The following is a 22,778-nucleotide window of genomic DNA, read 5'->3' as shown; positions in this document are numbered from 1 at the left end:
GAACAGATGCGCTCATTTGAATTTTTCTCCCAGGTAGTGGGCCACGCTCATCATGTCTTTGTCACCGCGCCCGCTCAGGTTAACCACCATCAGGTGGTCGCTGGGGAGTTTCGGTGCCCGCTTGGCGACTTCGGCCAACGCGTGGGCCGTTTCAAGGGCGGGGATGATCCCTTCCAGGCGGCAGCACGTCTGAAAGGCTTCAAGCGCTTCATCGTCGGTAGCCGATACATATTCAACGCGCCCCTGCTCGTGCAACCACGCGTGTTCAGGGCCGATACCGGGGTAATCCAGGCCTGCCGAAATCGAATGGGCATCAATAATCTGGCCGTCCTCATCCTGCAACAGATAGGTGCGGTTGCCGTGAAGCACGCCCGGCGCACCGCCGTTGAGGCTTGCCGCATGCTGGCCGCTTTCAACGCCTTTACCGCCTGCTTCAACGCCAATCATCTCGACTGAGGCATCGTTCAAAAACGGGTGGAATAGCCCCATGGCGTTGGATCCACCGCCAATACAGGCCACTAGCGAATCCGGCAGGCGGCCCTCTTTTTCCTGCATTTGCGCGCGGGTTTCGTGGCCAATCACTGCCTGGAAATCGCGCACCATGGCGGGATACGGGTGCGGCCCGGCCACAGTGCCAATGATGTAGAACGTATCATCCACGTTAGTGACCCAGTCGCGTAGCGCTTCGTTCATGGCATCTTTCAGCGTGCCGGTGCCGGAAGTGACCGGGATCACTTCAGCGCCCAGCAGCTTCATGCGAAACACATTGGGTTGCTGGCGCTCGATATCCGTTGAGCCCATATAGATCACACAGGACAAACCAAACCGCGCCGCCACCGTGGCCGTAGCCACGCCGTGCATACCGGCGCCGGTCTCAGCGATGATGCGCTTTTTGCCCATGCGTTTGGCCAGCAACACTTGGCCGATGCAGTTATTAATCTTGTGCGCGCCGGTATGGTTAAGCTCTTCACGCTTGAGAAAAATCTTCGCGCCGCCAAAGTGTTCGGTCAGCCGCTCGGCAAAATAGAGTGGGTTGGGGCGCCCTACGTAGTCGCTTTGAAAGTAGGCGAGCTGGCGCTGGAATTCGGGGTCGTCTTTGGCAGCGTCGTATTCGGCTTGCAGCTCAAGAATCAGCGGCATGAGCGTTTCGGCAACAAAGCGGCCGCCGAATTGGCCAAACAGGCCGTTAATATCAGGCTGGATCGCAGGTTGATTCATGATGACCTCTCAAAGCGGAGTAGCAGTTGCATTGAAAGTAGCGCAAGCAGGCGGAGATAAAAATCGATAAGATGTCATCAATATGTGAGCTGGAGTCAACCGTTGACGCAACAAAGCATGCCACCTTTAAGCGCCCTGCGCGCCTTTGAAGCCACCGCCCGGCTAGGCAGCGTGACGGCCGCAGCCGATGAGCTAAGCGTGACCCACGGTGCCGTTAGTCGCCAGCTGCGTAGCTTGGATGAACACTTCGGCGTGGCGCTGTTTGCCAAAGCGGGCCGTGGCATTGAACTGACTCACCACGGCGAACGGCTTTATCACGGCATTGGCGAAGCGTTTACTCGCCTGCGTGATAGTTGCGCGGATCTCAAGCGTGATGTGAAAGAAGCGCCCTTTACGCTGGCCTGCCCCGGCAGCCTGCTGGCGCGCTGGTTGATTCCCAGGCTGGACCGTCTGCAGCGCGACCTGCCCCAGCTCAAATTGCAGGTCGTAGTGAGCGAAAGTGAACTGCCCGCCAAGCAGGAAAATATCAGTGCTACCCTGGCCTTTTCCGAGCCGCCCTGGCCTGCGGAGGTAGACGCCGTCGAGCTAATGGCCGAGCAGATTTGCGCGGTGGCAAGCCCTCACTTGGAAGCAAAGCTCGACCCAGCGCAGCCGGATACGCTCTTTTCCAGCAAGCTTTTACACACCGCTTCTCGCCCCCAGGCCTGGCCACAATGGGGCCGCGCCCAAGGGCTTGAACTGGCGACTCTTGAAGAGGCTTTGGGTAAAGGCCAGGGGTTTGATCATCTCTACTATTTAATCGAAGCCGCCGTGGCAGGCCTGGGCGTGGCGATTGCGCCAAAACTGCTGGTCGAAGATGACCTGAAAAGCGGACGACTCACCGCGCCCTGGGGATTTACCGAAACCCCCGCCAAGCTCTGCCTGTGGCTACCCCGCCACCACAACAGCCAACGTAGTGAGCAGTTGGCCGAATGGCTTAAGCGGGAGTTGGGCGCTTCAAGCTCTTAACGCGGGAAAGCCCAGCCCCCTGGCCAACTAAAGCGACTGCCGCCACTGGGCCAGTGCCCGAATATCATCAGGTGTTGTACGGCAGCAGCCACCGATACCCGCAGCCCCTGCCGCCAACCACTGCTCCACCCCTTGAACCAAGCCAGAAGGACCTGTGGCGGTATGATCACACGGTGCCGGGTGCCAGGTTTTGGTCGCCGCGTTATACAGCTCGCCCGAGTTGGGGTACACCAGCACAGGCAGATCACACTGGCGTTTGATCGCCGCGACCAATGACTCGATATGCGCAAGCGCGGTGCAGTTTACGCCAATCGCCGCCACGCCAGGGCAGTTGGCCAGCGCTGCGGCACATGCCTCAATCGGCGTTCCATCGCTGATATGTTCACCATCCTTGGCCGAGAAGGTAACCCAGGCGTGGGCGCCCGGATGTTCAGCCAACAGATCAGTGATTGCCAGCGCCTCCTCTAGTGAGGGCAAGGTTTCTGCTGCCAGCAGATCAGCGCCCGAGGCCAGCAGCAGCTCAAACCGCTCACGATGAAACTCAACCAGCCCGGCGCGATCCAGGTCATAGCCGCCGCGGTACTCGCTGCCATCTGCTAGATAAGCGCCATAGGGGCCAACGGATGCGGCCACCAGCGGCTTGGGGCGGTCGGTTTGCCCCGGCTGCCACACCGCATCGCGCGCCTGCTGCGCCAACGTGACCGACCGCTGAATCAGCTCCCGCGCCTGCTGGGCGGTCATTCCCGCCTGCATAAAACCGGGCACCGTGGCCTGGTAGCTGGCGGTAATGGCGCAGTCGGCACCGGCTTCGAAATACGCCTGATGCACCTGGCGAATCTTCTCCGGCGCTTGGGCCAGCAGGCGCGCCGACCACAGGCTATCGTTGAGATCGCAGCCCAACGCTTCCAGCTCAGTAGCAAGTGCCCCGTCAATCACCATAAAGGGTGCGTCCGCCAGCAGGGCCTTGATCGGATTTGTTTCACTCATACTCTTTTCTCCTCAGCGGCGGTATTCAGGTGAACAGGGGATTGAACGGCCTTACGATGGTGCAGAAAATACGCCAGGTAACACAGGCCAATGAACGGCACCCCGAAGTAGAGCGCTACACGCTGCTGCGGATCAAACGCAATGCCGATGCACGCCGCCAGACAAGCCGCAAACGCGATCAGCGGTACCCAGGGGTAGAACGGCGTGCGGTAGACCAGGTCTTCAAGCCGCCCGCCTTCGCGCAGATAGTGGCGGCGGAAGTTGAGCTGACTGAGCGCAATCGCCATCCACACCACTACCACGGCCAAGCCAGAAATCGAGACCAGTACCAGGTAGACCGTTTCCGGCGCATACACGCTTGAAAACAGCGCGCCGAAGCCGCCGATCATGCTTAGGAGCAGCGCATTCATCGGGATACCGCGCTTGTTAAGGCGACCCAACGACTTGGGCAAAGTGCCTTGATCTGAAAGCGTCCAAAGCATGCGTGATGAGGCATAAAGCCCGGAGTTGGCCGCCGAGAGCAGCGCGGTGATAATCACAAAGTTCATGATGTCCGCCGCCCCGGGTACGCCCAGGCGCTGGAATACCGCGACGAAGGGGCTTTGGCTAAGCCCGGCCTGGCTTTGAGGCAGCAATGCCGCAATCACGATGATGGTACCCACAAAAAATAGAATCAGCCGCCACAGCGTGGCGCGAATCGCCTTGGGCACATTGCGCGCCGGGTCCACGGTTTCCCCGGCGGCAATGCCAATAAGCTCCGTGCCGGAAAACGCAAACATCACCGCCAGTAACGTAGTGCCGATGGCCAACAGACTCGGCGACATGGCGCCCTCGCCCCAAAAGGCCGAAAGTCCGGGCGATGCCACCGCAGCGCCGCTTGATTCCTGCAGCGGCACCCAGCCAATAATCGCGCCTGCCCCGACGATCACAAACACCACCACCGCGATTACCTTGATCAACGACAGCCAGAACTCGGACTCGGCAAAAAAGCGTGAGGTAAATGCATTCACGCCAAACACAATAGCTGCGAACAGCCCGCTCCAGTACCAGCCAGGGACATCAGGAAACCAGCGTCCCATAAACACCGCCGCCGCAGTAAACTCCGACCCCAGCGCCACCGTCCAGGTGAGCCAGTACATCCAAGCCACCATATAGCCAGTGCCAGGGCCGATATAGCGGCTGGCATGGGCGCTGAACGCGCCGGAATCCGGCATGTGTACGGCAAGCTCTCCCAGACACATCATCACCAACCAGGCAACAATGCCACCTACCAGATAGGCCAGCACGGCCCCAGTCGGCCCTGCCTGCTGCACGGTATAGCCGGAACTTAAAAACAGCCCGGTGCCAATCACGCCCCCTAACGAGAGCATTACCAAGTGGCGCGTCTGCATGCTGCGCTTGAAGTGCGCGCCTTGTTGCTCGCTCATTTGCTCACCCATGGTGGCTTCCCTATCAATCGCTAACGGGCCAACGCAGGCCCTGCCTATGGTCCAGCGTAAAAAGGGTGGCTATATTAGAGCATTCAAAATCCACAAAAAAGCATAAAAAAACTATTTTATATTCTTATTTTAAATATGAGTTTTTAACGGCTATAACCGTGCATGCAAAAAAGCAACGCCATTGCCTGAAACAGGAGCCAGTTGCATCAAATGGGCCGGTGTCATTCCAGGCCGCCATAACGCTTTCGAGACTAACATTCTCGCTTTTCCAGAGAGGGATGACCTGGCTCCAGACGTTGTGGATGTGTTCCATGACCATGTGCTAACCATAAGCATTCTCCATGGCTATGATCCACTCAAGCATGTGCGATTCCTGGTAACCAGATCAGCCATAAAATCTGCTACGGCACGAATCCGGCCTGATTGAGTCACGTCAGTTTGGATAACAAGGTAAATAGGCTGATCAGCACCAAGCGCTGAAGTCACACAAACAAGCCCAGCATTCAGCGCTACAAAATGAGGCAGTACAGCCAATCCAAGCCCGGCTTTGGCGGCTGCTACTTGGGTCGATACCGAGGTGGTAGTTAAAGCAGGCTCCCGCCCCTGCAAAATTCGCTCGCTCCACTGCGCGGCAGGCAGGTGTGACTGCATTTCGCCCCAAGTGATAAAGGCATCAGAATCATAGTCGCCAGCATCGGGGCTGGACTTACGCTGCGCGACGTAATCAACGCTACCGTAAAGCCCGTAGCCCAATGTACCAATCCGGCGAAGCGTGACATGCCCCCGCTCGGGCTTGACCATTCTGATGGCTAGATCAGCATCGCGACGGTGCAGGTTAACGGTAGTAATATCCGTGACAAGCTCCAGCGTAATACCGGGGTACTGCCTGCGAAACTCGGGTAAAGCGGGCAAAATAAGTTCGGTGGCCAGGTTTTCTGCGGTGGCCAAGCGTACCCGTCCGGTCATCTGCGCCTGCTGGGAAACGCCGGTAGTGAATGCAGCTGCGGCAGCTTCCAGCGCTTCAGCCTTTTCGATTAGCCCAGCCCCCTCTTCGGTTAGCTGATAGCCCGACTGCTGGCGTACAAAAAGCGGCAAATGCAACGCTTGCTCAAGCCGTTCGATACGTCGGGAAAGCGTGGCGATGCCTAAATGCAGCTCCGCTGCTGCGCCGCTTAGCGTGCCGTGGCGGGCTACCGCTAAAAAGGTACGCGTATCGTCCCACACCCAGCCACGTGGCATGTGTTTTTCAAAATCGGAAATCTCTTTACCTATATCGTTCATTTTTTTCATTAATGGATAATGCCACGCTGTCTTTCCATTACTCAATAACTCAATAACTACCTATTGGCGACTTAAGGAGAGACACCATGGAAAAACGCACGCTGGGTACTGACCTGTCTGTTTCTGCCATTGGTCTGGGCTGCATGGGCATGAGCGAATTTTACGGCCCCCGCGATGACAGTAAGTCGCTGCGGGTGCTTGCGCGCGCCGTAGAGCTGGGTATCGATTTCTTCGATACCGCGGATATGTACGGGCCGCACCATAATGAGGAGTTGCTGGGCCGTTTTCTAGCGAGCCGGTCATCCAATATTCAGATCGCGACCAAGTTTGGCATTGTGCGCACCCCCGGTGAGTATAAGCGCAGCTTGAACAACAGCGCCGACTACGCCTGTACCGCCTGCGAGGCATCACTACGGCGGCTGGGTGTTGAGAAAATTGACCTTTATTATGTACATCGCCTTAATCCCGATGAACCCGTTGAAGAGACAATGGAAGGCCTAGTACAGCTGGTTAAGGCAGGCAAGATTGCGCGTATTGGGCTGTGTGAGGTTAGCGCGGACACGCTACGCCGGGCACATTCGGTTCATCCGATTACCGCCGTACAAACCGAATATTCACTCTGGACCCGCGACGTTGAACAAACAGTACTGCCTGCGTGTAATGAATTGGGGGTTGGCTTTGTGCCCTATTCGCCGCTTGGCCGAGGGTTTTTAACCGGCAGGTTTCAGGCGTCAGCGGATTTCAGCGAAGGGGATTTTCGCCCTAACCTGCCGCGTTTTAGTGAAATAGCCTTAGACGCTAACCGTCGATTGGCGGATGTGGTCGCTGAGTTGGCCACGCAAAAAGGCTGCACGCCCGCCCAGCTGTCACTAGCTTGGCTGCTATCTAAAGGCTCCAACATAGTTCCAATTCCCGGAACCAAACAGCTGCACTACCTTGAGGAGAATACAGCCGCCACGCAGATAACGCTGACCACCGAGGAACAGCAGCAGCTGGAAGCGGCCACCGAGCGCCTGCCGGTCGTCGGTGATCGCTATACCGCAGAAGGTATGAAGGGCGTCAATGTATAAGCAGCAGGATTAATAACGCCTCTTTACTGGTTGGACGCCATTAACGTTCCCCCGGCGGCGATAAACAGGCCGCCGGTGGCGCGATTGAAGCGCTTGTAGCGGCGCGGGCTTTGAAACCAGCGGCTAATGCTGGAGCCAAGTCCTGCGTAGGTCGACATCAGGGTAAAATCGATCACCAGCCAGGTCACGGCCAGTATCACGAACTGAATCAGCTGCGGCTGGCTGACATCGATAAAGTTGGGAAAGAGCGCAGCGAAGAACAACAGATCCTTGGGATTGCTGATGCCTACCATAAAACCACGCCGAAAGAGGGTTTTCATCGGTACACGCTGATTGCCAGCAGCTGAGGGACTCTGAATATCGATTCCCGATGAATCCCGCCAGGCCGCGATACCCAGGTAGATGAGATACGCCCCGCCGACCAGCTTCAGGATATAAAAGGCACTTTCCGAAGCGGCCAGAATGGCGCCCAACCCCAGCGAAGAAACCATCATCAGGACCAATGAAGACAAGGCACCGCCCAGCACGGTCGCAGTCGTATGCTTTCGGCCAAACTTGAGCCCGTGGCTTGTACAAAGCAGCGCCACCGGCCCTGGAAAAATAATCAAGGCAAAGATGACGCCCACATAGGTCAGCCAAGTCAACGTATCCACGCTGCGCTCCTTGTTAATTGAAGAAAGGTAATAATGTAAGGTAATAGCGCATCGCCTTACGTTTTCGCTCTTATTTACCGCATTTGCGTCTCCATATTCGTCAAACGACCAATAACGTATACCTTACAACGAGCGGGATACCAAAAGCGATGCAGGTTTGTCCAGCGCTCTCTACCTTCGTAAACTGGCGCGCCGCTTAAAAAGGGCTTCATCATGAAAATCAATGTCGTCGGTAGCAGCGGCAGCGGTAAAAGCACGCTCTCCCAGCAATTATCCCATGTTCTGGGCATTCCCCATATTCAGCTTGACCCGCTTTTCTGGCGCGCTGACTGGCAAGGCACGCCGGATGATGAATTTTATGGTGAACCTACACTATCAGCATATTCAGTTTGTGAGACTGACCTCCCGCAAAGAAGCACAGATGTTAATTAACCGCCTTAGCGCCCAGCCCCCCTAAATAACGCTGAAGCTGAGATTCTATAAAGCATGCTCTTTCGCCAAGATACATAGCATGTCAGCGTTAATAATATTTAATCTCGCCACCCTTTTTCACCACCTCCTTATCAGACGTAGCACTCTTTCGCTTAAATGAGTATTGCCCGCCGCCAATACTCGCCCTCCTTCTAACAGATTGTTAAAGCTTAATAAAAAACCTTCAGCCTATATTTTCCTGCTTAATAGACCGTCTCTCCCCTTTCCACTAGCGCTCGTACAATTGCGTTAATTCATCAGTAGCAGCTGATAAAAATTTCAAAATCATTTATTTGACATGTCAAAATAATAAATACAACATCTCAAAAATACTAAACATAAAAACGGAGCCTTAGGCATGGCGAATACACCTCTATTTAAGCCTGAATCCTGGCTGGAAAAGCGATCTCCAAGCTATGAGGGGCAGCGCCTGATATCGCGCTATCTCACAATGCGTGACGGCATCGATATCGCTATTGATATCCACTTGCCAGGCATTCAGGAAGATGATAATCGCTTCCCAGTGATCGCTTTTTTCACGCCCTATTATCGACGCATGAAGCTAAAACCGGGCGCGCCAGAAGGTGTTGAAGATTGCCCCAATATCGCCGTTTTTAGGTCCTTGCTTCTTTCTCGGGGCTACGCCCTTGCCGCGGTAGATGTGCGTGGTAGCGGCGCATCGTTTGGGGTTCGTACGGGGCTTCGTTCGCCCAAGGAACGTGGGGATTACCTGGAAATTATTGATTGGGTTAGCCAGCAGGATTGGTGTAACGGCGCTATTGGTATAACCGGCATCTCGTATCTGGGAGCTGCTGCCGACTTTACAGCCTCTTGGGCACACCCAGCGGTCAAGGCAATCGTGCCTCACTCATCGGTATGGGATACTTGGTCGAACCAGCTCTACCCAGGCGGGGTAATGTGCCGCCGCTTGGTGAAAGAGTACGGCAACCTGATGGATGCGCTAGATGACAATGCGGCCGAGGATCGAGACAAATTCCCGTATTTCAAAGGGGAGCACTATGACGGCCCTGCCCCTGTCGATGGTGATACCAATGGCCGCCAGTTAAAGGCTGCGCTTGAAGACCATACGGCTAACTTTGATATGGCGGACTTTGTTCATCAGTTCCCGTTTCGTGACCGCCCCCTGCATACCGACCCGGACTTTAGCTCTGCCATTATCAGCCCCTATTACTATGCCAATCGCAAAGCGGACCATCAAACAGCGGTGTATACCATCTCGGGTTGGATGGATGGCCACTATGCTCGCGGTGCCGCGCTTCGCTATGAGTGGCAGCAAAATCCGAAAAAGCGCCTAATGCTGGGGGCTTGGGATCATGGTGGCCGTTCAGGATCCAGCCCTTACCGACACGAGCCGCAACCGCAGTCCAAAGCCTTGTCGGAAACACTGCGTTTCTTCGACGAACACTTGATGGATTTGGACACCGGTTTACGCAACGAACTTCCAGTGCATTACTACACCGTTGGCGAAGAACGCTGGAAATCAGCTTCCGAGTGGCCGCCTGCAAGTACCCAATGGCGGACGCTCTATTTTCAGGAAGGACATAAGCTTAGCGAGGCAGCCCCTAACGCCCTGCACGGTAGTGATCGTTACGTAGGCGATTATCGCTGCGGAACGGGCAATCAGTCTCGCTATAACCGGCTCTATGCTCAGAACGTTGAACACTACTATGCGGATTGGCATGGTCGTGATGAGCGAATGCTGTGCTATACCACCGACACGCTGACAGCCAATATGGAGCTAACCGGCCACCCGGTTATCCGGCTGAACCTGCAAAGCGATACACAAGATTGCGCTCTGTTCGTCTATATCGAGGATATCGATGAGAATGGTCGCGCCGCTTATGTCACTGAAGGGGTATTCCGAGCGCTACATCGGCGCATTGCGGAAAGCCATCCTAACCTGCCAGCCATTGGGCCAAATCATAGTTTCAACGAACGTGATGCTCGTTATCTGATTCCTGGCGAATGCAGCGAAATTGCGTTTGATTTGTTGCCTACATCCTGGCTTTTCAAAGCAGGCCATCGGTTGCGTATCGCTATTGCGTTAGCCGACAGCGATCATTTTTCACGTATTCCGGACGGTGTCATACCCACGATTGATATTCACCGAAATGCTTTGCATGCGTCGGCTATCGAGCTTCCGATCATGCCCCGCTCATAAAACACTAAAGACGTGCTCTCACTAGGTTGAGGGCACCCTAAAAATAATCGTTGTTTAGAGCGCTCAGCCATAACACTTCATAAAACAAACGAATAGGGTCTTTATATGCAAACGTTGACACGGCTTTGTCTGAAGTTTGTTCAAACCTGCCTACCTAATGCACTGCTCTTGGCCATTGCCCTTAGCGTTGCAGTTTTTTTAATGGGTATGCTGCTCGAAGGACAAAGCGCTCATACCATGTTAAATGGCTGGGGCGATGGGTTTTCGAACCTTTACCAATTTGCCATGCAAATGTCGTTGATATTACTGACGGGCTTCGTCATGGCAAAAACACCGATCATCGCTCGCATGATCGACCGGCTTGCCTCTGTGCCTAAAACAGCGGGCCAGGCTGCTGGTCTTGTCGCCGTTGTTTCAATGGTAACGTTCTACATCAACTGGGGTTTCGGCATGATCGTTGGGGCCTTTTTGGCCCGCGAGATGGCTCGCAGAGTGCCTGGACTGCACTTTCCTCTGGCGGTAGCCGCCGCCTATTCGGGGGAGATTATTCGCGGCACAACGGCATCGACCCCGTTATTGATGGCCTCAGAAGGCAACTTTATGCAGGATGTGGTGGGTATTATTCCTATCACCGAAACCCTCTATGCCTGGTGGAACATCGCCCTTTCCCTAGTACTTCTGGGCCTTCTGTACTTTGTGTTCTCCCGCGTTAAACCAGAAGCTAGCGAAATAAAGCAATATAAGGGAGAGCCGCTCAACAACACCGTCGAAAAAGTCGATACACGAGGAATGCCTTGGGTCGAGAAACTTGAACACAACCGGCTGCCCAATCTGATTCTCGCCCTATTACCGATTGGCTATTTGGCGGTCAATTTTCATCAATTAGGTTTTACACTCAATCTCAACTTAGTGATTCTGATCTTTCTTTCCATCGGCCTCATATTGCAACCCAGCCCGGCAAGTCTCGGGGCAGCGGTCAAGGAAGGTATTCTAGCGTGCCGTGGTATTATTCTTCAATTCCCTCTTTACGCAGGTATCGCGGGAATGGTCAAAGTCTCAGGTCTGGCTGATAGCATGGCAACCTGGTTCGTCGATATTGCCAATGTACATACCTTTCCGATTATTACCTTTATCTCGGCCGGTATCGTCAATATTTTCATTCCGTCTGGCGGGGGGCAATGGGCTATTCAGGGGCCCATTATGCTGGAGGCCGCCCAACGACTGGGTGCTGACATCCCGCAAACGATTATGGCTTTTACCTGGGGAGATGCCTGGACCAATCAGATGCAGCCTTTCTGGGCGCTACCTTTGCTTGGTGTAGCAGGCCTGTCGGCGCGTGACATCATGGGCTATTGTGTGATGTGGACGCTTATCTGTGGCGCTGCCATTATGACCACGTTTGTTCTGCTATCAATACTTTAAGCAACCAACAAGCCTCCTTAGGTAGATGCTAGAATGAGGCGGTGCTCAACGTTAACATTGAGCACCGCCTTGCGGTTAACACGGAACAGTTTCATGGCAACTACTCATAAAATCAGTCTCAATACTCAAGCTTTCGAAACGTTAAAACACGATATTATTTCTTGTCATTTGAAGCCAGGTGCCTCAATTACCGAGGCTTGGCTAACAGAACATTACCCAATTGGTAAAGCAGCTATTCGCCATGCCTTGGCACGCCTAGCCCAACAGGGGTTAATTATTAATCAGGGGCGTCTTGGCTATACAGTTGCTTCCATTACCATCAAGAGCATTCGCGACAGCTATCATATACGTCGACTTGTAGAGCCTGAGCTTTGTCGCATGGCTGCTGGTCACCTGGATAGCAAAACTCTCGAACAGCTGCGCCATTGCTGCAAAGCTACTTATGATCATGAAAACCCTGCTCAAATGATCGCTTATTCATATGCTAATCACCAGTTTCACTGCTTGATTGCTCAAGTGGCAGGCAACCAACGTTTAACGCGACTGCTTGAAGAACTATCAGATGATCATATGCGAATTGCTTACGTCAGCATGGTGTACGGCCAAGGTAAAAAGGATTGGAGCGATGATCACACACATATTTTAGAGGCACTTAATACTGGGCAAGGTGAGCAAGCAGCAAAGCTTATGCTTGAACATTTAGCACAGAGCGAAGAAGCCATTTTACGTGCGGTACTCAACCTTCCTGAACTTCTTGAAACATCATTGAGTTAAGCCCTCGGTTTTGGCAGGTTTCTTCGAGTTAATTTAGGCGCTTTACCGTTCTTTTATCAAAAGCCTGACGCTCTACAACATTAAGATATTTAGATTATTTTTCATGCTACAGCTCCTTTTATTCTGTTACTCGATAAGTAGTCACCCCCGTTTGGCATCGCTTATTAAAACGGGTAGGGTCATAACCCATCCTTAAAAAAGGAAGCCTAATGCCACGCTATTCACTAAAAACATCCCTTTCTCTAGGCCTTTTCGCTTTCATTACCGCCCCGACTGCATTAGCAGAAACGTCTCCACTGGAGCAACAGCTAAAAGATCTAGCGTCGTTTCAGGTGATTGCGCATCGCGGTGCAAGCGGCCATGCCCCGGAAAGCAGCATGGCGGCACTGGAGTTGGCCCATGAATGGGAAGCGGACTATCTGGAATTGGATATTCAGATGACCGCCGATGGCGAATTGGTGGCCTTTCACGATAATACCCTTGAGCGCACCAGCAACGGCGAAGGCCGCATCAACGATCATACGCTTGCCGAACTCAAGAACCTGGATGCGGGCGCCTGGTTTAACGACGCTTATCCTGACTTGGCGGATGAGGCGTTTATGGGTGCCGAGATATTAACGCTTGAAGAGGTTTTCAGCCGTTTTGGTCAGAACGCCCGCTACTACCTGGAAACCAAGTCGCCCCAGTTGAATCCAGGCGTTGAAGCGGCGCTTGTTAAGCGCCTGGAAGCTTTTGATATGATCAACACCGGACGCGTGTTGATCCAGTCGTTTGAGCAGGAGAGCCTGCTCAAGATTCACGAACTGAACGACGATATCCCACTGATTCAGTTGGTATGGTACTCCCCCAGCACAGAGGACAGTGAACGTCTGGTGGAGTGGAGAGGTACCACGCCTGGAGCGCAGGACATCACCGACGAGCACTTTCAAGCCGTGGCCAATTACGCAGTAGGCTTAGGGTCGAATTACCGTTATGAAGGCGAGCAGGTGATCGACGAAGCATTCATCCGTCAGGCTCAGGATAACGGCTTGGCGGTACACATCTACACGGTGAACGATACCGATCACATGCAGCAGCTCATCGGCTGGGGCGTGAACGGCTTGTTTACCGACTATCCGGATAGGTTGATTGAGCTTGTCGAGTAACGCGTTAAATACGCATTTGCCCAGCGTTTACTGGACGTTTTGATGCTTTCGCCTAACGTAGTTCGAGCTCTTCAATCACCTGCTCGACTCTTGCGCGCTGACTGCCTTGGAACGTGTTTAGCGGCAGCGGCAAGCAAGGCGTGCTGACCTTGCCAAGGATCTCGGCGGCGGTGGCGATAACCCGTAAGCTTCCTCCGTATTCACGGTACAGCGCCCAGAAAGGTTCTAGCTGATCAGAAAGCCTCAGCGCCGTTTTAAAGTCACCCGCCTGGGCTGATCGCGTTATCGCCAGCGCCGTTTCAGGAAATAACCCGCCCAGCACGGAATACCAACTATCGCACCCTGCCGTTAGGCCGGTGGCCGCGACGACGTCGCCACTTATCCCCAAGGTGACATCTTCCGGAATCAAAGCACGCAACCGATCAACCCGCTCGCGAGCGGCGTTGGGATTCATGCTGACCGGTGGAATCTTAATCGAGCGTACCTGAGGCAACTGGGCAATACGCCCATGCAGCTCATCGCTGAATGTAAAGTGAGTCGTACCCGGATTATCGTACACACACAGCGGCACGCTTAATGAACGGCAGACCGTTTCATAGTGACTGAACACTTCGTCATCGGTCAGCGTTTGATAGGAAACGGGCGCCAGCAACACGCCGCTAGCGCCCACTTTCTGAGCATCTTCGGCAAGCGCCAACACATCGCGTGTGCGCATTGCACCAATGCCGATAATCACGGGTATATCGCCCGCGCTTTCTATCGCCAGTTGAGTAACGCGCGCCCGCTCCTCTCGGTTGAGATACACATAGCTTCCGGTTGAACCCAGCACGCCGATAGAGTCCACCCGCGCCTCGGCCAAACGTTCCACTAAACGGGAAAACTCGTTTTCACGAATCCCCTGCTCATTCATGGGCGTTAATGGAAATGCACTCAGGCCGGTAAACATAGGCAGCTATCCTTTTAACGAAGGCTTAGTAGATACGTCTGAAATTATCAGACAACACGGCATGAGGGTAGCGGGAGGAGAATAAGCAGGCACGAAAGGAGCAACCGACACTTATAAAGCGCAATTTTGTACAAGCTGCGCTAACACGTGAGCGTTAAACTAGCGCAATGACATTTGGATAGACGGAGGCTTAGCAATGGGAAAATCGGCAAGCCGCTTTCAGTTCACTAAAAGCCAGCACATCCCCACGCTGAAAACGCTACAGGCAGCGATGTTCGATTTTCGCTATGACCCTCATGCGCATGAGGAGTACGCCTTTGGGGTGACGCTGTCAGGTCGTCAGGACTTTTTCAGCGGTGGGCAATATCACCGTAGCCCACCAGGTAATGTAATTATCTTTAACCCGGATGACATTCACGACGGCCAACCAGGCGGCGACCGCACGCTCGACTACGTCATGCTGTACGTTCATCCCGCTCAAGTTAAGGCCCTATTTGACGACGCCCTGGGGCAGGAAACAGCATCCCACTTTCGATTCGACAGTACGCTGGTGCAAGACATGGCACTACGCGAGTGGATAACCAACGTTGCCCGATTGATTACCACATCAACCGGCAGCCAGATCGACCAGGAAAACGCGCTCTATCAAGTTATTGAACGAATCACCCAACTAGGCGGTGCTTACCAGCCTGGGCATACCTCTAGCAGGCCCGACGCACTTCTCAGCTTGGCCAAAGAGTATATCCACGCGCACCTGGATACCGACCTCTCGCTTGAAGCGATTAGCCAAGCGGCACACCTTTCCAAGTTTCATTTCTTACGACTGTTTCGTCAGCAGTTGGGCATCACGCCCTACCAGTACGTCATCAACTGCCGGGTTAATGCGGCGTGCAGCGCACTTGAAAAAGGCGCATCGCTTAGTGAGGTGACGTTTCGCTACGGCTTTACCGACCTTAGCCATTTCAACCGTCGCTTTAAACGTATTTATGGCCTTACTCCCCACCAATACCAGCACCACCTTAACGACTAACCAGAGAGCTTTTATGTTAGCTATTATCGCTTATGCCGTGGGCATCATGTACTCGCCTGGGCCTGTGAACCTGATGGGGTTAAATACAGGCGTTAATGGGCAGGCAAAAACGTCGCTGGGTTTCTGCCTGGGCGTGGGCACGGCGATGCTATTACTGTTTTTACTCTTCGGCTGGGCGGGTGCTGCGTGGATTGATGGGCGCCTACTCATCGCGGTTAGCGTTTTCGGCTGTGGTTATATTATTTACCTTGCCATACACATTGCGAGAGCGCGCATTGACGTTAATGCCGTATCCAGCTCGCCACTCACCCTTCGCTATCGTGACGGCCTCATTCTGCAATTGCTGAACCCCAAAGGAATTGTGGCGACACTCCCCATCGCCACACTGCAGTTTCCCGCGGCGGGCATTCAAGGGCCTGGCTTGGTAGTTTGGTCGATGGGATTAGCGCTACTGGCCGCAGGCGCCCCTGGAAGCTACATGTGGATAGGTAGCCTGGTCGGTAACCGAATTGACAACCCCGCCTTCTTTAAACGCTTTAATCAGATAATGGCGGTGCTGTTGATGGGCGTCGCGCTATCTATCGCTTATGAGCATGTTTGGGCGACTTTAGTATCTGCGTAGTAGGGTGTGGCAAAGCATCTAACCGTGCTTTTTTGGGCCTGCAGGTTTCAGAGGGCTGTTCTACGCTGTAAGCAGAAAGAGCCACGTTGGCTTTTTCAAAGCGAAGGCTCGGAATACAAAGGAGTACGTCATGAACCATGGACAGGATAAACAGCGTAACAAGAATGAAGAAGCTCAAAAAGCCAAAGAGGTCGTTAATAAAGATACTCCTCGTGGCGATGATGCCACCCAAAAAGCGTCTCACCATGATGAGCCGCGCCCTTATCGGCCAGATGAAAACGTTGATAACCAGAAGAGCCCAGGCGCTCGCTCAGAGCCTGGCCACAACACGTCAGGCAAAGCAGCGCCCATTCCAGGCGCTCAAGTCGTTAAAGAAAAGCGCGTTCATAAAGACAATATCGATCAGCAGTCTGATGAAGCCGACCCGAAAGGAAGCGAGTAGTTTACGCCTGCAACCTTAACGGCTCCTGCATCGTGCAAAGAACCTCTTAAAGGCCATCTGTTACAGGTGGCTTTTTTTGATGCTTTTATGCATTTTTTTTCAAATTCAATGACGCGATTACGAAGCGATGTGAGTAACCCACTCTCGAATGCCTATGCCCAACCACATGCAGCTTGGTAAAAACGTCTTGCTTTGTACTGGCTACCCTTTCTTGCGTACAATTGCCCGCCAACGAATCCTCCGCTTTTGATACGTCGCTTTGGTGTACCCCCTTTTTAGATAATTATCTGATTACGTAACCAAGGTACGAATCAGGTACACCAAGTACACCTATGTACCGTATCAAAGGGTATTGAATATGTGTATTTATATACGGCATCAAAAAGATGCAAATGGTTGATATGAAAAAGTTAAGCCCAGCAGATGCGGCCCGCCGCTTTTCTGTGGCCCCTATGATGGACTGGACAACCCGCGATTACCGGGCGTTCGCACGTACGTTAACCAAGCGGGCGCTGCTGTATACCGAGATGGTGACGACGGGCGCTATTTTGCATGGCTCGCCGCGTGAGCGGTTTTTGGGCTATAGCGATGTGGAGCATCCCATTGCCTTACAGCTTGGTGGTAGCGATGCAGGGGAGCTTGCCGAGTGCGCGGCGATTGCTGAGGCGTGGGGGTATGACGAGGTTAACCTGAATGTAGGTTGCCCAAGCGACCGGGTGCAGAACAACATGATTGGCGCTTGCCTGATGGGCTACCCGGAAAAAGTCGCTGATGCCGTGCGCGCCATGCAGGCGGCCGTCTCGATTCCGGTTACGGTGAAGTGCCGTATCGGGATTGATGAGCAGGATGAAGACGCCGACCTGGCGCGCTTTATCGACATAGTCGCAGATGCCGGTTGTGAAATTTTTACTGTGCATGCGCGCAAGGCGTGGCTGAAAGGCCTATCGCCCAAAGAGAACCGCGACGTGCCGCCGCTCAATTACCCGCGTGTGCACCGTTTAAAGCAGGACCGCCCTGAGCTGCATATCGGCATCAACGGTGGGATTAAAACGCTTGAAGAGTGTCAGGCACAGCTTGAGCGTGTGGATAGCGTGATGATTGGCCGTGAAGCGTACCAAAACCCTTGGTTACTGGCTGAGGTAGATACGTTGCTTTATGGCGTGCCCGGCCCAGCCGCTAGCCGGGTTGAGGCGGCCCGGACATTTCGCCCGTATATTCAGCAGCGGTTGGATGAAGGCGCGAAGCTTAACCATATTACCCGTCATCTGTTGGGGCTTTTTCAGGGTTGCCCTGGCGGTCGGCGTTTTCGGCGTCTTCTATCGGAGCACGCACATAAAGAAGGCGCTGGGTTACTCTTATTTGATGATGCTATCGGGTTAGTTAACGAGCCATCACAAGCGCCGATGCCAGAACGAGAACAGCCCGCCACGTCTTAACGTAGCGGGCTGTGGTGGACGGCGATTAATCCACGTTTGCGTGGTTTAGTTGCCGCGCACGCCTTTTTCGATACGCTCACCAACTTCCTGGTCGATATTACGCCAGTACTCGAAGGCGCGCTCCAGCACTGGCTCTGTTACGCCACCCGACAAGTGCCCCACCACGTTGGATAACAGCCGGTCACGTGCGGCGTCATCCATTACCTCACGCACCAACGTATGCGGTTGGCTCCAGTCGTCATCGTCTTTACGCAGCGTGTAGGCGGTACGTACAAGCTCACCGCTGGTCGCCCATACGGCATCTTCCGGGAAGCGCTCGCCATCGGCTTTGGGGCCGCCTTTGCTGTTCGGCGCATATACCGGGTCCGTTGCGTTATGCACCCGCATCGCCCCGCCCTGGGTATAGCTATTGACCGGGCTCTTGGGTGTATTGACCGGGATATGCTTGTAGTTCACACCCAAGCGAGCTCGGTGCGCATCGGCATAGGAGATTGAGCGCGCCAGCAGCATCTTGTCGGGTGAAAGCCCAGTGCCGGGTACCATGTTGTTAGGCTCGAAGGCAGCCTGATTGATTTGGCTATGGAAGTCGGTGGGGTTTTCATTAAGGGTTAGCTTACCCACTTCCATCAGCGGATAGTCGGCGTGGGGCCACACCTTGGTGAGATCAAAAGGATTGTAGCGATACGTTTTGGCATCCTCGAAGGGCATGATCTGCATCTGCAGTGTCCAGGTGGGATACTCGCCGCGTTTGATGGCTTCAAACAGGTCACGGCGGTGGTAATCCGCATCGCTACCGGCCATCTGGTCGGCCTGCTCCTGGGTCATGCACTTGATGCCCTGGTCGGTTTTGAAGTGATACTTCACCCAGAACCGCTCACCTTCATCGTTCACCCACATATAGGTATGGCTGGAGTAACCGTTCATGTGCCGCCACGTAGCAGGCACGCCGCGGTCGCCCATTAGCCAAGCCACCTGGTGGGCGGACTCCGGCACCAGCGTCCAGAAATCCCACTGCATATCGTGGTCACGCAGGCCGTTATCGGCGCGACGCTTTTGCGAGTGGATAAAGTGCTGGAACTTCATCGGATCGCGGACAAAGAACACAGGGGTATTGTTACCCACCATGTCGAAGTTGCCCTCTTCGGTATAGAACTTCACCGCAAACCCGCGTGGATCACGCCAAGTATCCGGGCTGCCGCTTTCCCCTGCGACCGTTGAGAAGCGAATGAGTACGTCTGTTTTTGTGCCTTTTTTCAGAAACTTGGCTTTAGTGTACTTACTGACATCATGGGTGACTTCAAAGTGGCCAAAAGCGCCGCTACCCTTGGCATGTGGTTGGCGGTCGGGGATCATCTCGCGGTTGAAAGCCGCCATTTGCTCCATCAGAAAATGATCGTGCAGTACAATCGGGCCATCCGGGCCTACCGAAAGAGAGTGTTCATCACTGGATACCGGAATGCCAGCCCCTGTCGTCGTATGCTTGGGTTTATCGCTCGTCATCGCTTTTTCTCCATGTCACGGCTCGCACGGCACTCAAGGCACCGCTTTATAGAAACAAATCATACATTTGTGCTTATTATTTTTAATTTAGGATAACCACTCCCTCATAGGTATAGTCAAAGGAACTGCTTCCCGCCAGCTATCTCATGTACTGCTTGGCTATTGCGCTAATAAGCTTTTTTTATGGCGCTTATCAAACATTTAATAGAGTGCGTCCGGGGGCGGTGTCAGGCTTGATTGAAAGCTCTCAATCGCCGTTTCGGCTTCTTCTATCTCATCAAAACGAGCAATGTGATAAAGCGCCTCACCTTCATTGGCTAACGGCAGTCGGCTCATGCCAATCACAATGCCATCGGCCATCGACTTGACCTCGCCTTCTTGATTGCCAAATGGGTCGGCCACTATACCGAGCACTTCCTCCTTGGCGACACGCGCGCCCAGGCGCACTTTGGGCCTTAAAATACCGTCGATAGGTGCACGCGCCCAACTGGACCCATTGGCAAGCTCGGCAGGCGCTGGCGAGCGGCGCCGCTGTTCGCCGGTCAGCATATCCAGGCGGCGCATTACACGCAGTACGCCGCGTACACCGGGGGCAATGGCCCACTCATCAAAGCGCAGCGCTTCCCCCGCCTCATAAGTCAGTACCGGAATGCCACGCGTTTGTGCATAGTGACGCAGGCTACCTTCGCGCAGCTCTGCATTCAGAATCACCGGCGCGCCGAAGGCATCGGCCATGCGCTCGGTTTCACTGCCAGGACTTAACTGCGCGCGTATTTGGGGAAGGTTCGTGCGATGAATTGCGCCGGTATGAAGATCAATAATATGCGTCGCCTGATCGACAATCTGCTCGCGAAATAGCGCCGCGATTCGCCCCCCGAGGGAGCCGTTTTCACTGCCCGGGAAACAGCGGTTGAGATCGCGTCGGTCAGGCAGGTAGCGCGTTTGCTGCAGGAAGCCAAAAACGTTAACCACCGGCACGGCAATCAAGGTACCTCTTAGGCTTTTGATGGCCTTTGAGCGTAATAAGCGACGTACAATTTCAACGCCATTGATCTCATCCCCGTGAATGCCACCACACACCAATATAACGGGCCCCTCTTTACGTCCGTGTACCACTTCGACCGTAATATGCAGGGGGGTATGGGTATAAAGACGCGCCACCGGCACATCAATTTGGGAACGTTGGCCAGGCAGTATGGTGTGCCCGGCAAGTTGAAAAGGTGCTCGCGCCATCCTGAGTCTCCTTTTTTCAGCGTGATTAACCACTAAGAAAATGGCATTAATGAGGGCATGGCGATGCGCCTACCGCACGCAGTGAGCCCCAGCGGTTTCGAGACATGAGGTTTTGATAACACAAGCCATGCGTTTAATCATCTATCCATACAGTTTTGAATGTAAAAATTACACCATATCGGATAAAATATGTTCATCTTGTGTCATTAATGAGGTTGCGTTTCCATGGCGAGAAAGACCAAAGCGGAAGCCGCTGCTACCCGAGAAGCGTTGCTGGATGCGGCCGAAGAGGTATTTTTTGCAAAGGGTGTTGCACGCACGTCTCTTGAGCAGGTTGCTCGCCATGCGGGATTAACCCGTGGCGCGGTCTACTGGCATTTTAAAAACAAGGGCGACTTGTTTATGGCACTGGTGGAGCGCGTACACATGCCGTTCCAGTCGCTAATGGAAGCTGTCAGCAAGGCCGATGAAACTATCTCTCCGATGGAGGCCATCCGGCTTGCCTGTCATGCAGGTCTGGCGCGTCTTGAGCAACCTTCTCACCAGCGGATTCTTTCCATTTTGCTCCACCGCTGCGAGTTTTTTAGCGATATCAACCCACTTGCCATGCAGGATGATATAGGTGAAGAGTGTTATTCAGAAATGCTGATTGTGTTCAAAGAAGCGGAGCATCAGCAGCTGCTGCGTGAAGATGTGACACCAGAGGTGGCGACGCGCATGTTGCAGTCGACACTGGGAGGCCTTTTCCACGACTGGCTACGCACACCGGATACGTTCTCCATACGCCAACGCGGCGGCGAACTGATTGATACATTGATACGCATTATGCAACGCTAGGCTTTGCACGAAAACTGCTTACGCTCGACCATGCGGCGTTAAAAATCAGCTCGTGCGCGAGTCCGATCAAAATACTCATTTACACATGTAAACTCGTGCGCGAGCTCGGTCCGTTTTTTCGCTGATTTTTGCCTTGTCTGGCCTTCGCTCAGCAACTTTTCGTACAAACCCGAATCCATGCCATCCGCTGCAATGCAGCAACCTGCCTCTACTGGAATGACCCTCTATTGTGGTGATTAGTGGCCAGCATTCAACACCGTTGGGTAAAGCTACACCGCCACAGACATGTCATCCATAAGGCAATGGCTAACAAGGCAGTGGCGGCGCGGGTGCGAGTAGTGAACGTTAATCGCTAATAACGTTAGGTTGAGTAGCCTTCACCCTGGTGGTGATAGCGAAGACGCAGCTTATTTAAACGTACCCGAGTATCCAGATAGGTTTGTTCCATTACGCTGCGATAAGCGCTCTCACCAGCGAGGTATTTCACCAGAACACGACGCTCGCCCTCTTGTGGGCAATCCCCTTCTTTACAGTGCAGCCTGACATGGCTATTGGGCTCGTTTTCAATCACTGCCATGGCAAATCCATCGCCCTGACGCCCGGACACGATAACCGTCGAACCCAACAGGCAGCGCCGCGTAAAGGGCTGATAGCGATGCAAGCCCCGGTGTAAGCGATGGCATAAGACGGCGGCAACGGGTGAAGCAACAGCAAAGGATACCCACAGGATCAGCACGCCTACCGGCACGCGCAACATGCCCAGCGATAGCCAACGCAACACTAAAAGCTCTACCGCTAATGCCAAACTCCCCGCAATCACGACAAGAAACGTCAGCGCAAGCGTCGCTGGCACCCCTGCAAACCCTAACGACACCAGCGTACTGGCCATGTGATCATCGCGCAGGCTGTCGCGCTCAAATAACTCAAGAGGGGCTATTCGAAGCAGCACCAACATCCAATACAGCGCTAACAGCCCCATTAGAAACGTAAATACAATGGTTGGAAACTGTAGCGCAGCAGAAATAACAGGTTGCATGGCGTGTCCTCCTCCAGACATTTCGTCCGGTGCTGTTTCCGCCTGG

21 protein-coding genes are annotated in these 22,778 nt (G+C 53.8%); 12 read left to right on the top strand and 9 right to left on the bottom strand.

Features of this window, described 5'->3' with window-relative positions:
• Window positions 1-12 precede the first annotated feature (12 nt).
• Window positions 13-1,218 carry a tryptophan synthase subunit beta gene (gene trpB, locus ACT3T6_RS11450; RefSeq protein ID WP_193053938.1) on the bottom strand — a complete coding sequence of 402 codons (1,206 nt, stop codon included), beginning with the start codon at window positions 1,216-1,218 and terminating at the stop codon, window positions 13-15.
• A 117-nt stretch (window positions 1,219-1,335) separates the two neighbouring features.
• Here trpB and ACT3T6_RS11445 point away from each other — a divergent pair, with 117 nt between their 5' ends.
• Window positions 1,336-2,226 carry a LysR family transcriptional regulator gene (locus ACT3T6_RS11445; protein WP_193053994.1) on the top strand — a complete coding sequence of 297 codons (891 nt, stop codon included), beginning with the start codon at window positions 1,336-1,338 and terminating at the stop codon, window positions 2,224-2,226.
• Between the two features lie 27 nt (window positions 2,227-2,253).
• Here ACT3T6_RS11445 and mmuM read toward each other — a convergent pair whose 3' ends face one another.
• From mmuM to ACT3T6_RS11430, 3 genes are all read right to left on the bottom strand, one after another.
• Complete coding sequence (mmuM, locus tag ACT3T6_RS11440; protein ID WP_193053939.1) at window positions 2,254-3,213, bottom strand: homocysteine S-methyltransferase; 960 nt, start codon at window positions 3,211-3,213, stop codon at window positions 2,254-2,256.
• On the bottom strand, window positions 3,210-4,652 hold the full coding sequence (locus tag ACT3T6_RS11435) for an amino acid permease (protein WP_193053940.1): 1,443 nt from the start codon (window positions 4,650-4,652) through the stop codon (window positions 3,210-3,212). Before ACT3T6_RS11435 ends, mmuM begins: the two co-directional genes overlap by 4 nt.
• 345 nt (window positions 4,653-4,997) lie before the next feature.
• Window positions 4,998-5,933 (bottom strand): LysR family transcriptional regulator, encoded by a 936-nt coding sequence (locus tag ACT3T6_RS11430; protein ID WP_319022136.1) that lies wholly within the window; start codon window positions 5,931-5,933, stop codon window positions 4,998-5,000.
• An 86-nt stretch (window positions 5,934-6,019) separates the two neighbouring features.
• Here ACT3T6_RS11430 and ACT3T6_RS11425 point away from each other — a divergent pair, with 86 nt between their 5' ends.
• Window positions 6,020-7,003: an aldo/keto reductase gene (locus ACT3T6_RS11425; RefSeq protein WP_193053942.1), complete on the top strand. Its 984-nt coding sequence runs from the start codon at window positions 6,020-6,022 to the stop codon at window positions 7,001-7,003.
• Between the two features lie 23 nt (window positions 7,004-7,026).
• Here ACT3T6_RS11425 and ACT3T6_RS11420 read toward each other — a convergent pair whose 3' ends face one another.
• Entirely contained in the window at window positions 7,027-7,656 is a 630-nt protein-coding gene (locus ACT3T6_RS11420; RefSeq protein ID WP_193053943.1) for a LysE family translocator, read from the bottom strand.
• A 213-nt stretch (window positions 7,657-7,869) separates the two neighbouring features.
• Here ACT3T6_RS11420 and ACT3T6_RS11415 point away from each other — a divergent pair, with 213 nt between their 5' ends.
• The 5 genes from ACT3T6_RS11415 (at window position 7,870) to ACT3T6_RS11395 (ending at window position 13,650) form a co-directional block, all read left to right on the top strand.
• Window positions 7,870-8,088: a hypothetical protein gene (locus ACT3T6_RS11415; protein WP_226912174.1), complete on the top strand. Its 219-nt coding sequence runs from the start codon at window positions 7,870-7,872 to the stop codon at window positions 8,086-8,088.
• 397 nt (window positions 8,089-8,485) lie between these two features.
• Window positions 8,486-10,309 (top strand): CocE/NonD family hydrolase, encoded by a 1,824-nt coding sequence (locus ACT3T6_RS11410; protein WP_193053944.1) that lies wholly within the window; start codon window positions 8,486-8,488, stop codon window positions 10,307-10,309.
• Between the two features lie 105 nt (window positions 10,310-10,414).
• A complete protein-coding gene (locus ACT3T6_RS11405) occupies window positions 10,415-11,731 on the top strand; it encodes a short-chain fatty acid transporter (protein ID WP_193053945.1) in 1,317 nt (438 codons plus the stop codon).
• A gap of 93 nt (window positions 11,732-11,824) precedes the next feature.
• Window positions 11,825-12,505, top strand: a complete 681-nt coding sequence (locus ACT3T6_RS11400; protein WP_193053946.1) for a GntR family transcriptional regulator — start codon at window positions 11,825-11,827, stop codon at window positions 12,503-12,505.
• Between the two features lie 209 nt (window positions 12,506-12,714).
• On the top strand, window positions 12,715-13,650 hold the full coding sequence (locus ACT3T6_RS11395) for a glycerophosphodiester phosphodiesterase (protein ID WP_193053947.1): 936 nt from the start codon (window positions 12,715-12,717) through the stop codon (window positions 13,648-13,650).
• A gap of 52 nt (window positions 13,651-13,702) precedes the next feature.
• Here ACT3T6_RS11395 and ACT3T6_RS11390 read toward each other — a convergent pair whose 3' ends face one another.
• Window positions 13,703-14,596, bottom strand: a complete 894-nt coding sequence (locus ACT3T6_RS11390) for a dihydrodipicolinate synthase family protein (protein WP_193053948.1) — start codon at window positions 14,594-14,596, stop codon at window positions 13,703-13,705.
• A 196-nt stretch (window positions 14,597-14,792) separates the two neighbouring features.
• Here ACT3T6_RS11390 and ACT3T6_RS11385 point away from each other — a divergent pair, with 196 nt between their 5' ends.
• The 4 genes from ACT3T6_RS11385 (at window position 14,793) to dusA (ending at window position 18,126) form a co-directional block, all read left to right on the top strand.
• Entirely contained in the window at window positions 14,793-15,626 is an 834-nt protein-coding gene (locus tag ACT3T6_RS11385; RefSeq protein ID WP_193053949.1) for an AraC family transcriptional regulator, read from the top strand.
• A gap of 13 nt (window positions 15,627-15,639) precedes the next feature.
• Entirely contained in the window at window positions 15,640-16,248 is a 609-nt protein-coding gene (locus ACT3T6_RS11380) for a LysE family translocator (RefSeq protein WP_193053950.1), read from the top strand.
• Between the two features lie 130 nt (window positions 16,249-16,378).
• Complete coding sequence (locus tag ACT3T6_RS11375; RefSeq protein ID WP_193053951.1) at window positions 16,379-16,690, top strand: hypothetical protein; 312 nt, start codon at window positions 16,379-16,381, stop codon at window positions 16,688-16,690.
• A 401-nt stretch (window positions 16,691-17,091) separates the two neighbouring features.
• Window positions 17,092-18,126 (top strand): tRNA dihydrouridine(20/20a) synthase DusA, encoded by a 1,035-nt coding sequence (gene dusA / locus ACT3T6_RS11370; protein WP_193053952.1) that lies wholly within the window; start codon window positions 17,092-17,094, stop codon window positions 18,124-18,126.
• Window positions 18,127-18,171: 45 nt separating this feature from the next.
• Here dusA and ACT3T6_RS11365 read toward each other — a convergent pair whose 3' ends face one another.
• Window positions 18,172-19,626, bottom strand: coding sequence for a catalase (locus ACT3T6_RS11365; protein ID WP_193053953.1), 1,455 nt, complete (start codon window positions 19,624-19,626; stop codon window positions 18,172-18,174).
• Window positions 19,627-19,827: 201 nt separating this feature from the next.
• Window positions 19,828-20,859 (bottom strand): succinylglutamate desuccinylase/aspartoacylase family protein, encoded by a 1,032-nt coding sequence (locus tag ACT3T6_RS11360; RefSeq protein ID WP_193053954.1) that lies wholly within the window; start codon window positions 20,857-20,859, stop codon window positions 19,828-19,830.
• A 225-nt stretch (window positions 20,860-21,084) separates the two neighbouring features.
• Between ACT3T6_RS11360 and ACT3T6_RS11355 the strand changes: the two genes are divergently transcribed.
• Window positions 21,085-21,696 carry a TetR family transcriptional regulator gene (locus ACT3T6_RS11355; protein WP_193053955.1) on the top strand — a complete coding sequence of 204 codons (612 nt, stop codon included), beginning with the start codon at window positions 21,085-21,087 and terminating at the stop codon, window positions 21,694-21,696.
• 361 nt (window positions 21,697-22,057) lie between these two features.
• On the opposite strand, the gene ACT3T6_RS11350 is transcribed toward ACT3T6_RS11355, so the two are convergent.
• Window positions 22,058-22,732: a hypothetical protein gene (locus ACT3T6_RS11350; RefSeq protein ID WP_193053956.1), complete on the bottom strand. Its 675-nt coding sequence runs from the start codon at window positions 22,730-22,732 to the stop codon at window positions 22,058-22,060.
• Window positions 22,733-22,778 lie beyond the last annotated feature (46 nt).

The organism is Halomonas sp. 72 (assembly GCF_052379785.1).
GTDB classification, from domain to species: domain Bacteria; phylum Pseudomonadota; class Gammaproteobacteria; order Pseudomonadales; family Halomonadaceae; genus Vreelandella; species Vreelandella citrativorans.
This window is presented reverse-complemented; position numbering and strand designations above follow the sequence as displayed.

Coding starts and splice junctions, on each gene's coding strand:
- trpB (WP_193053938.1), bottom strand. CDS start 1,218: ATGAATCAACCTGCGATCCAGCCTGATATTAACGGCCTGTTTGGCCAA.
- ACT3T6_RS11445 (WP_193053994.1), top strand. CDS start 1,336: ATGCCACCTTTAAGCGCCCTGCGCGCCTTTGAAGCCACCGCCCGGCTA.
- mmuM (WP_193053939.1), bottom strand. CDS start 3,213: ATGAGTGAAACAAATCCGATCAAGGCCCTGCTGGCGGACGCACCCTTT.
- ACT3T6_RS11435 (WP_193053940.1), bottom strand. CDS start 4,652: ATGGGTGAGCAAATGAGCGAGCAACAAGGCGCGCACTTCAAGCGCAGC.
- ACT3T6_RS11430 (WP_319022136.1), bottom strand. CDS start 5,933: ATGAACGATATAGGTAAAGAGATTTCCGATTTTGAAAAACACATGCCA.
- ACT3T6_RS11425 (WP_193053942.1), top strand. CDS start 6,020: ATGGAAAAACGCACGCTGGGTACTGACCTGTCTGTTTCTGCCATTGGT.
- ACT3T6_RS11415 (WP_226912174.1), top strand. CDS start 7,870: ATGAAAATCAATGTCGTCGGTAGCAGCGGCAGCGGTAAAAGCACGCTC.
- ACT3T6_RS11410 (WP_193053944.1), top strand. CDS start 8,486: ATGGCGAATACACCTCTATTTAAGCCTGAATCCTGGCTGGAAAAGCGA.
- ACT3T6_RS11405 (WP_193053945.1), top strand. CDS start 10,415: ATGCAAACGTTGACACGGCTTTGTCTGAAGTTTGTTCAAACCTGCCTA.
- ACT3T6_RS11400 (WP_193053946.1), top strand. CDS start 11,825: ATGGCAACTACTCATAAAATCAGTCTCAATACTCAAGCTTTCGAAACG.
- ACT3T6_RS11395 (WP_193053947.1), top strand. CDS start 12,715: ATGCCACGCTATTCACTAAAAACATCCCTTTCTCTAGGCCTTTTCGCT.
- ACT3T6_RS11390 (WP_193053948.1), bottom strand. CDS start 14,596: ATGTTTACCGGCCTGAGTGCATTTCCATTAACGCCCATGAATGAGCAG.
- ACT3T6_RS11385 (WP_193053949.1), top strand. CDS start 14,793: ATGGGAAAATCGGCAAGCCGCTTTCAGTTCACTAAAAGCCAGCACATC.
- ACT3T6_RS11380 (WP_193053950.1), top strand. CDS start 15,640: ATGTTAGCTATTATCGCTTATGCCGTGGGCATCATGTACTCGCCTGGG.
- ACT3T6_RS11375 (WP_193053951.1), top strand. CDS start 16,379: ATGAACCATGGACAGGATAAACAGCGTAACAAGAATGAAGAAGCTCAA.
- dusA (WP_193053952.1), top strand. CDS start 17,092: ATGAAAAAGTTAAGCCCAGCAGATGCGGCCCGCCGCTTTTCTGTGGCC.
- ACT3T6_RS11365 (WP_193053953.1), bottom strand. CDS start 19,626: ATGACGAGCGATAAACCCAAGCATACGACGACAGGGGCTGGCATTCCG.
- ACT3T6_RS11360 (WP_193053954.1), bottom strand. CDS start 20,859: ATGGCGCGAGCACCTTTTCAACTTGCCGGGCACACCATACTGCCTGGC.
- ACT3T6_RS11355 (WP_193053955.1), top strand. CDS start 21,085: ATGGCGAGAAAGACCAAAGCGGAAGCCGCTGCTACCCGAGAAGCGTTG.
- ACT3T6_RS11350 (WP_193053956.1), bottom strand. CDS start 22,732: ATGCAACCTGTTATTTCTGCTGCGCTACAGTTTCCAACCATTGTATTT.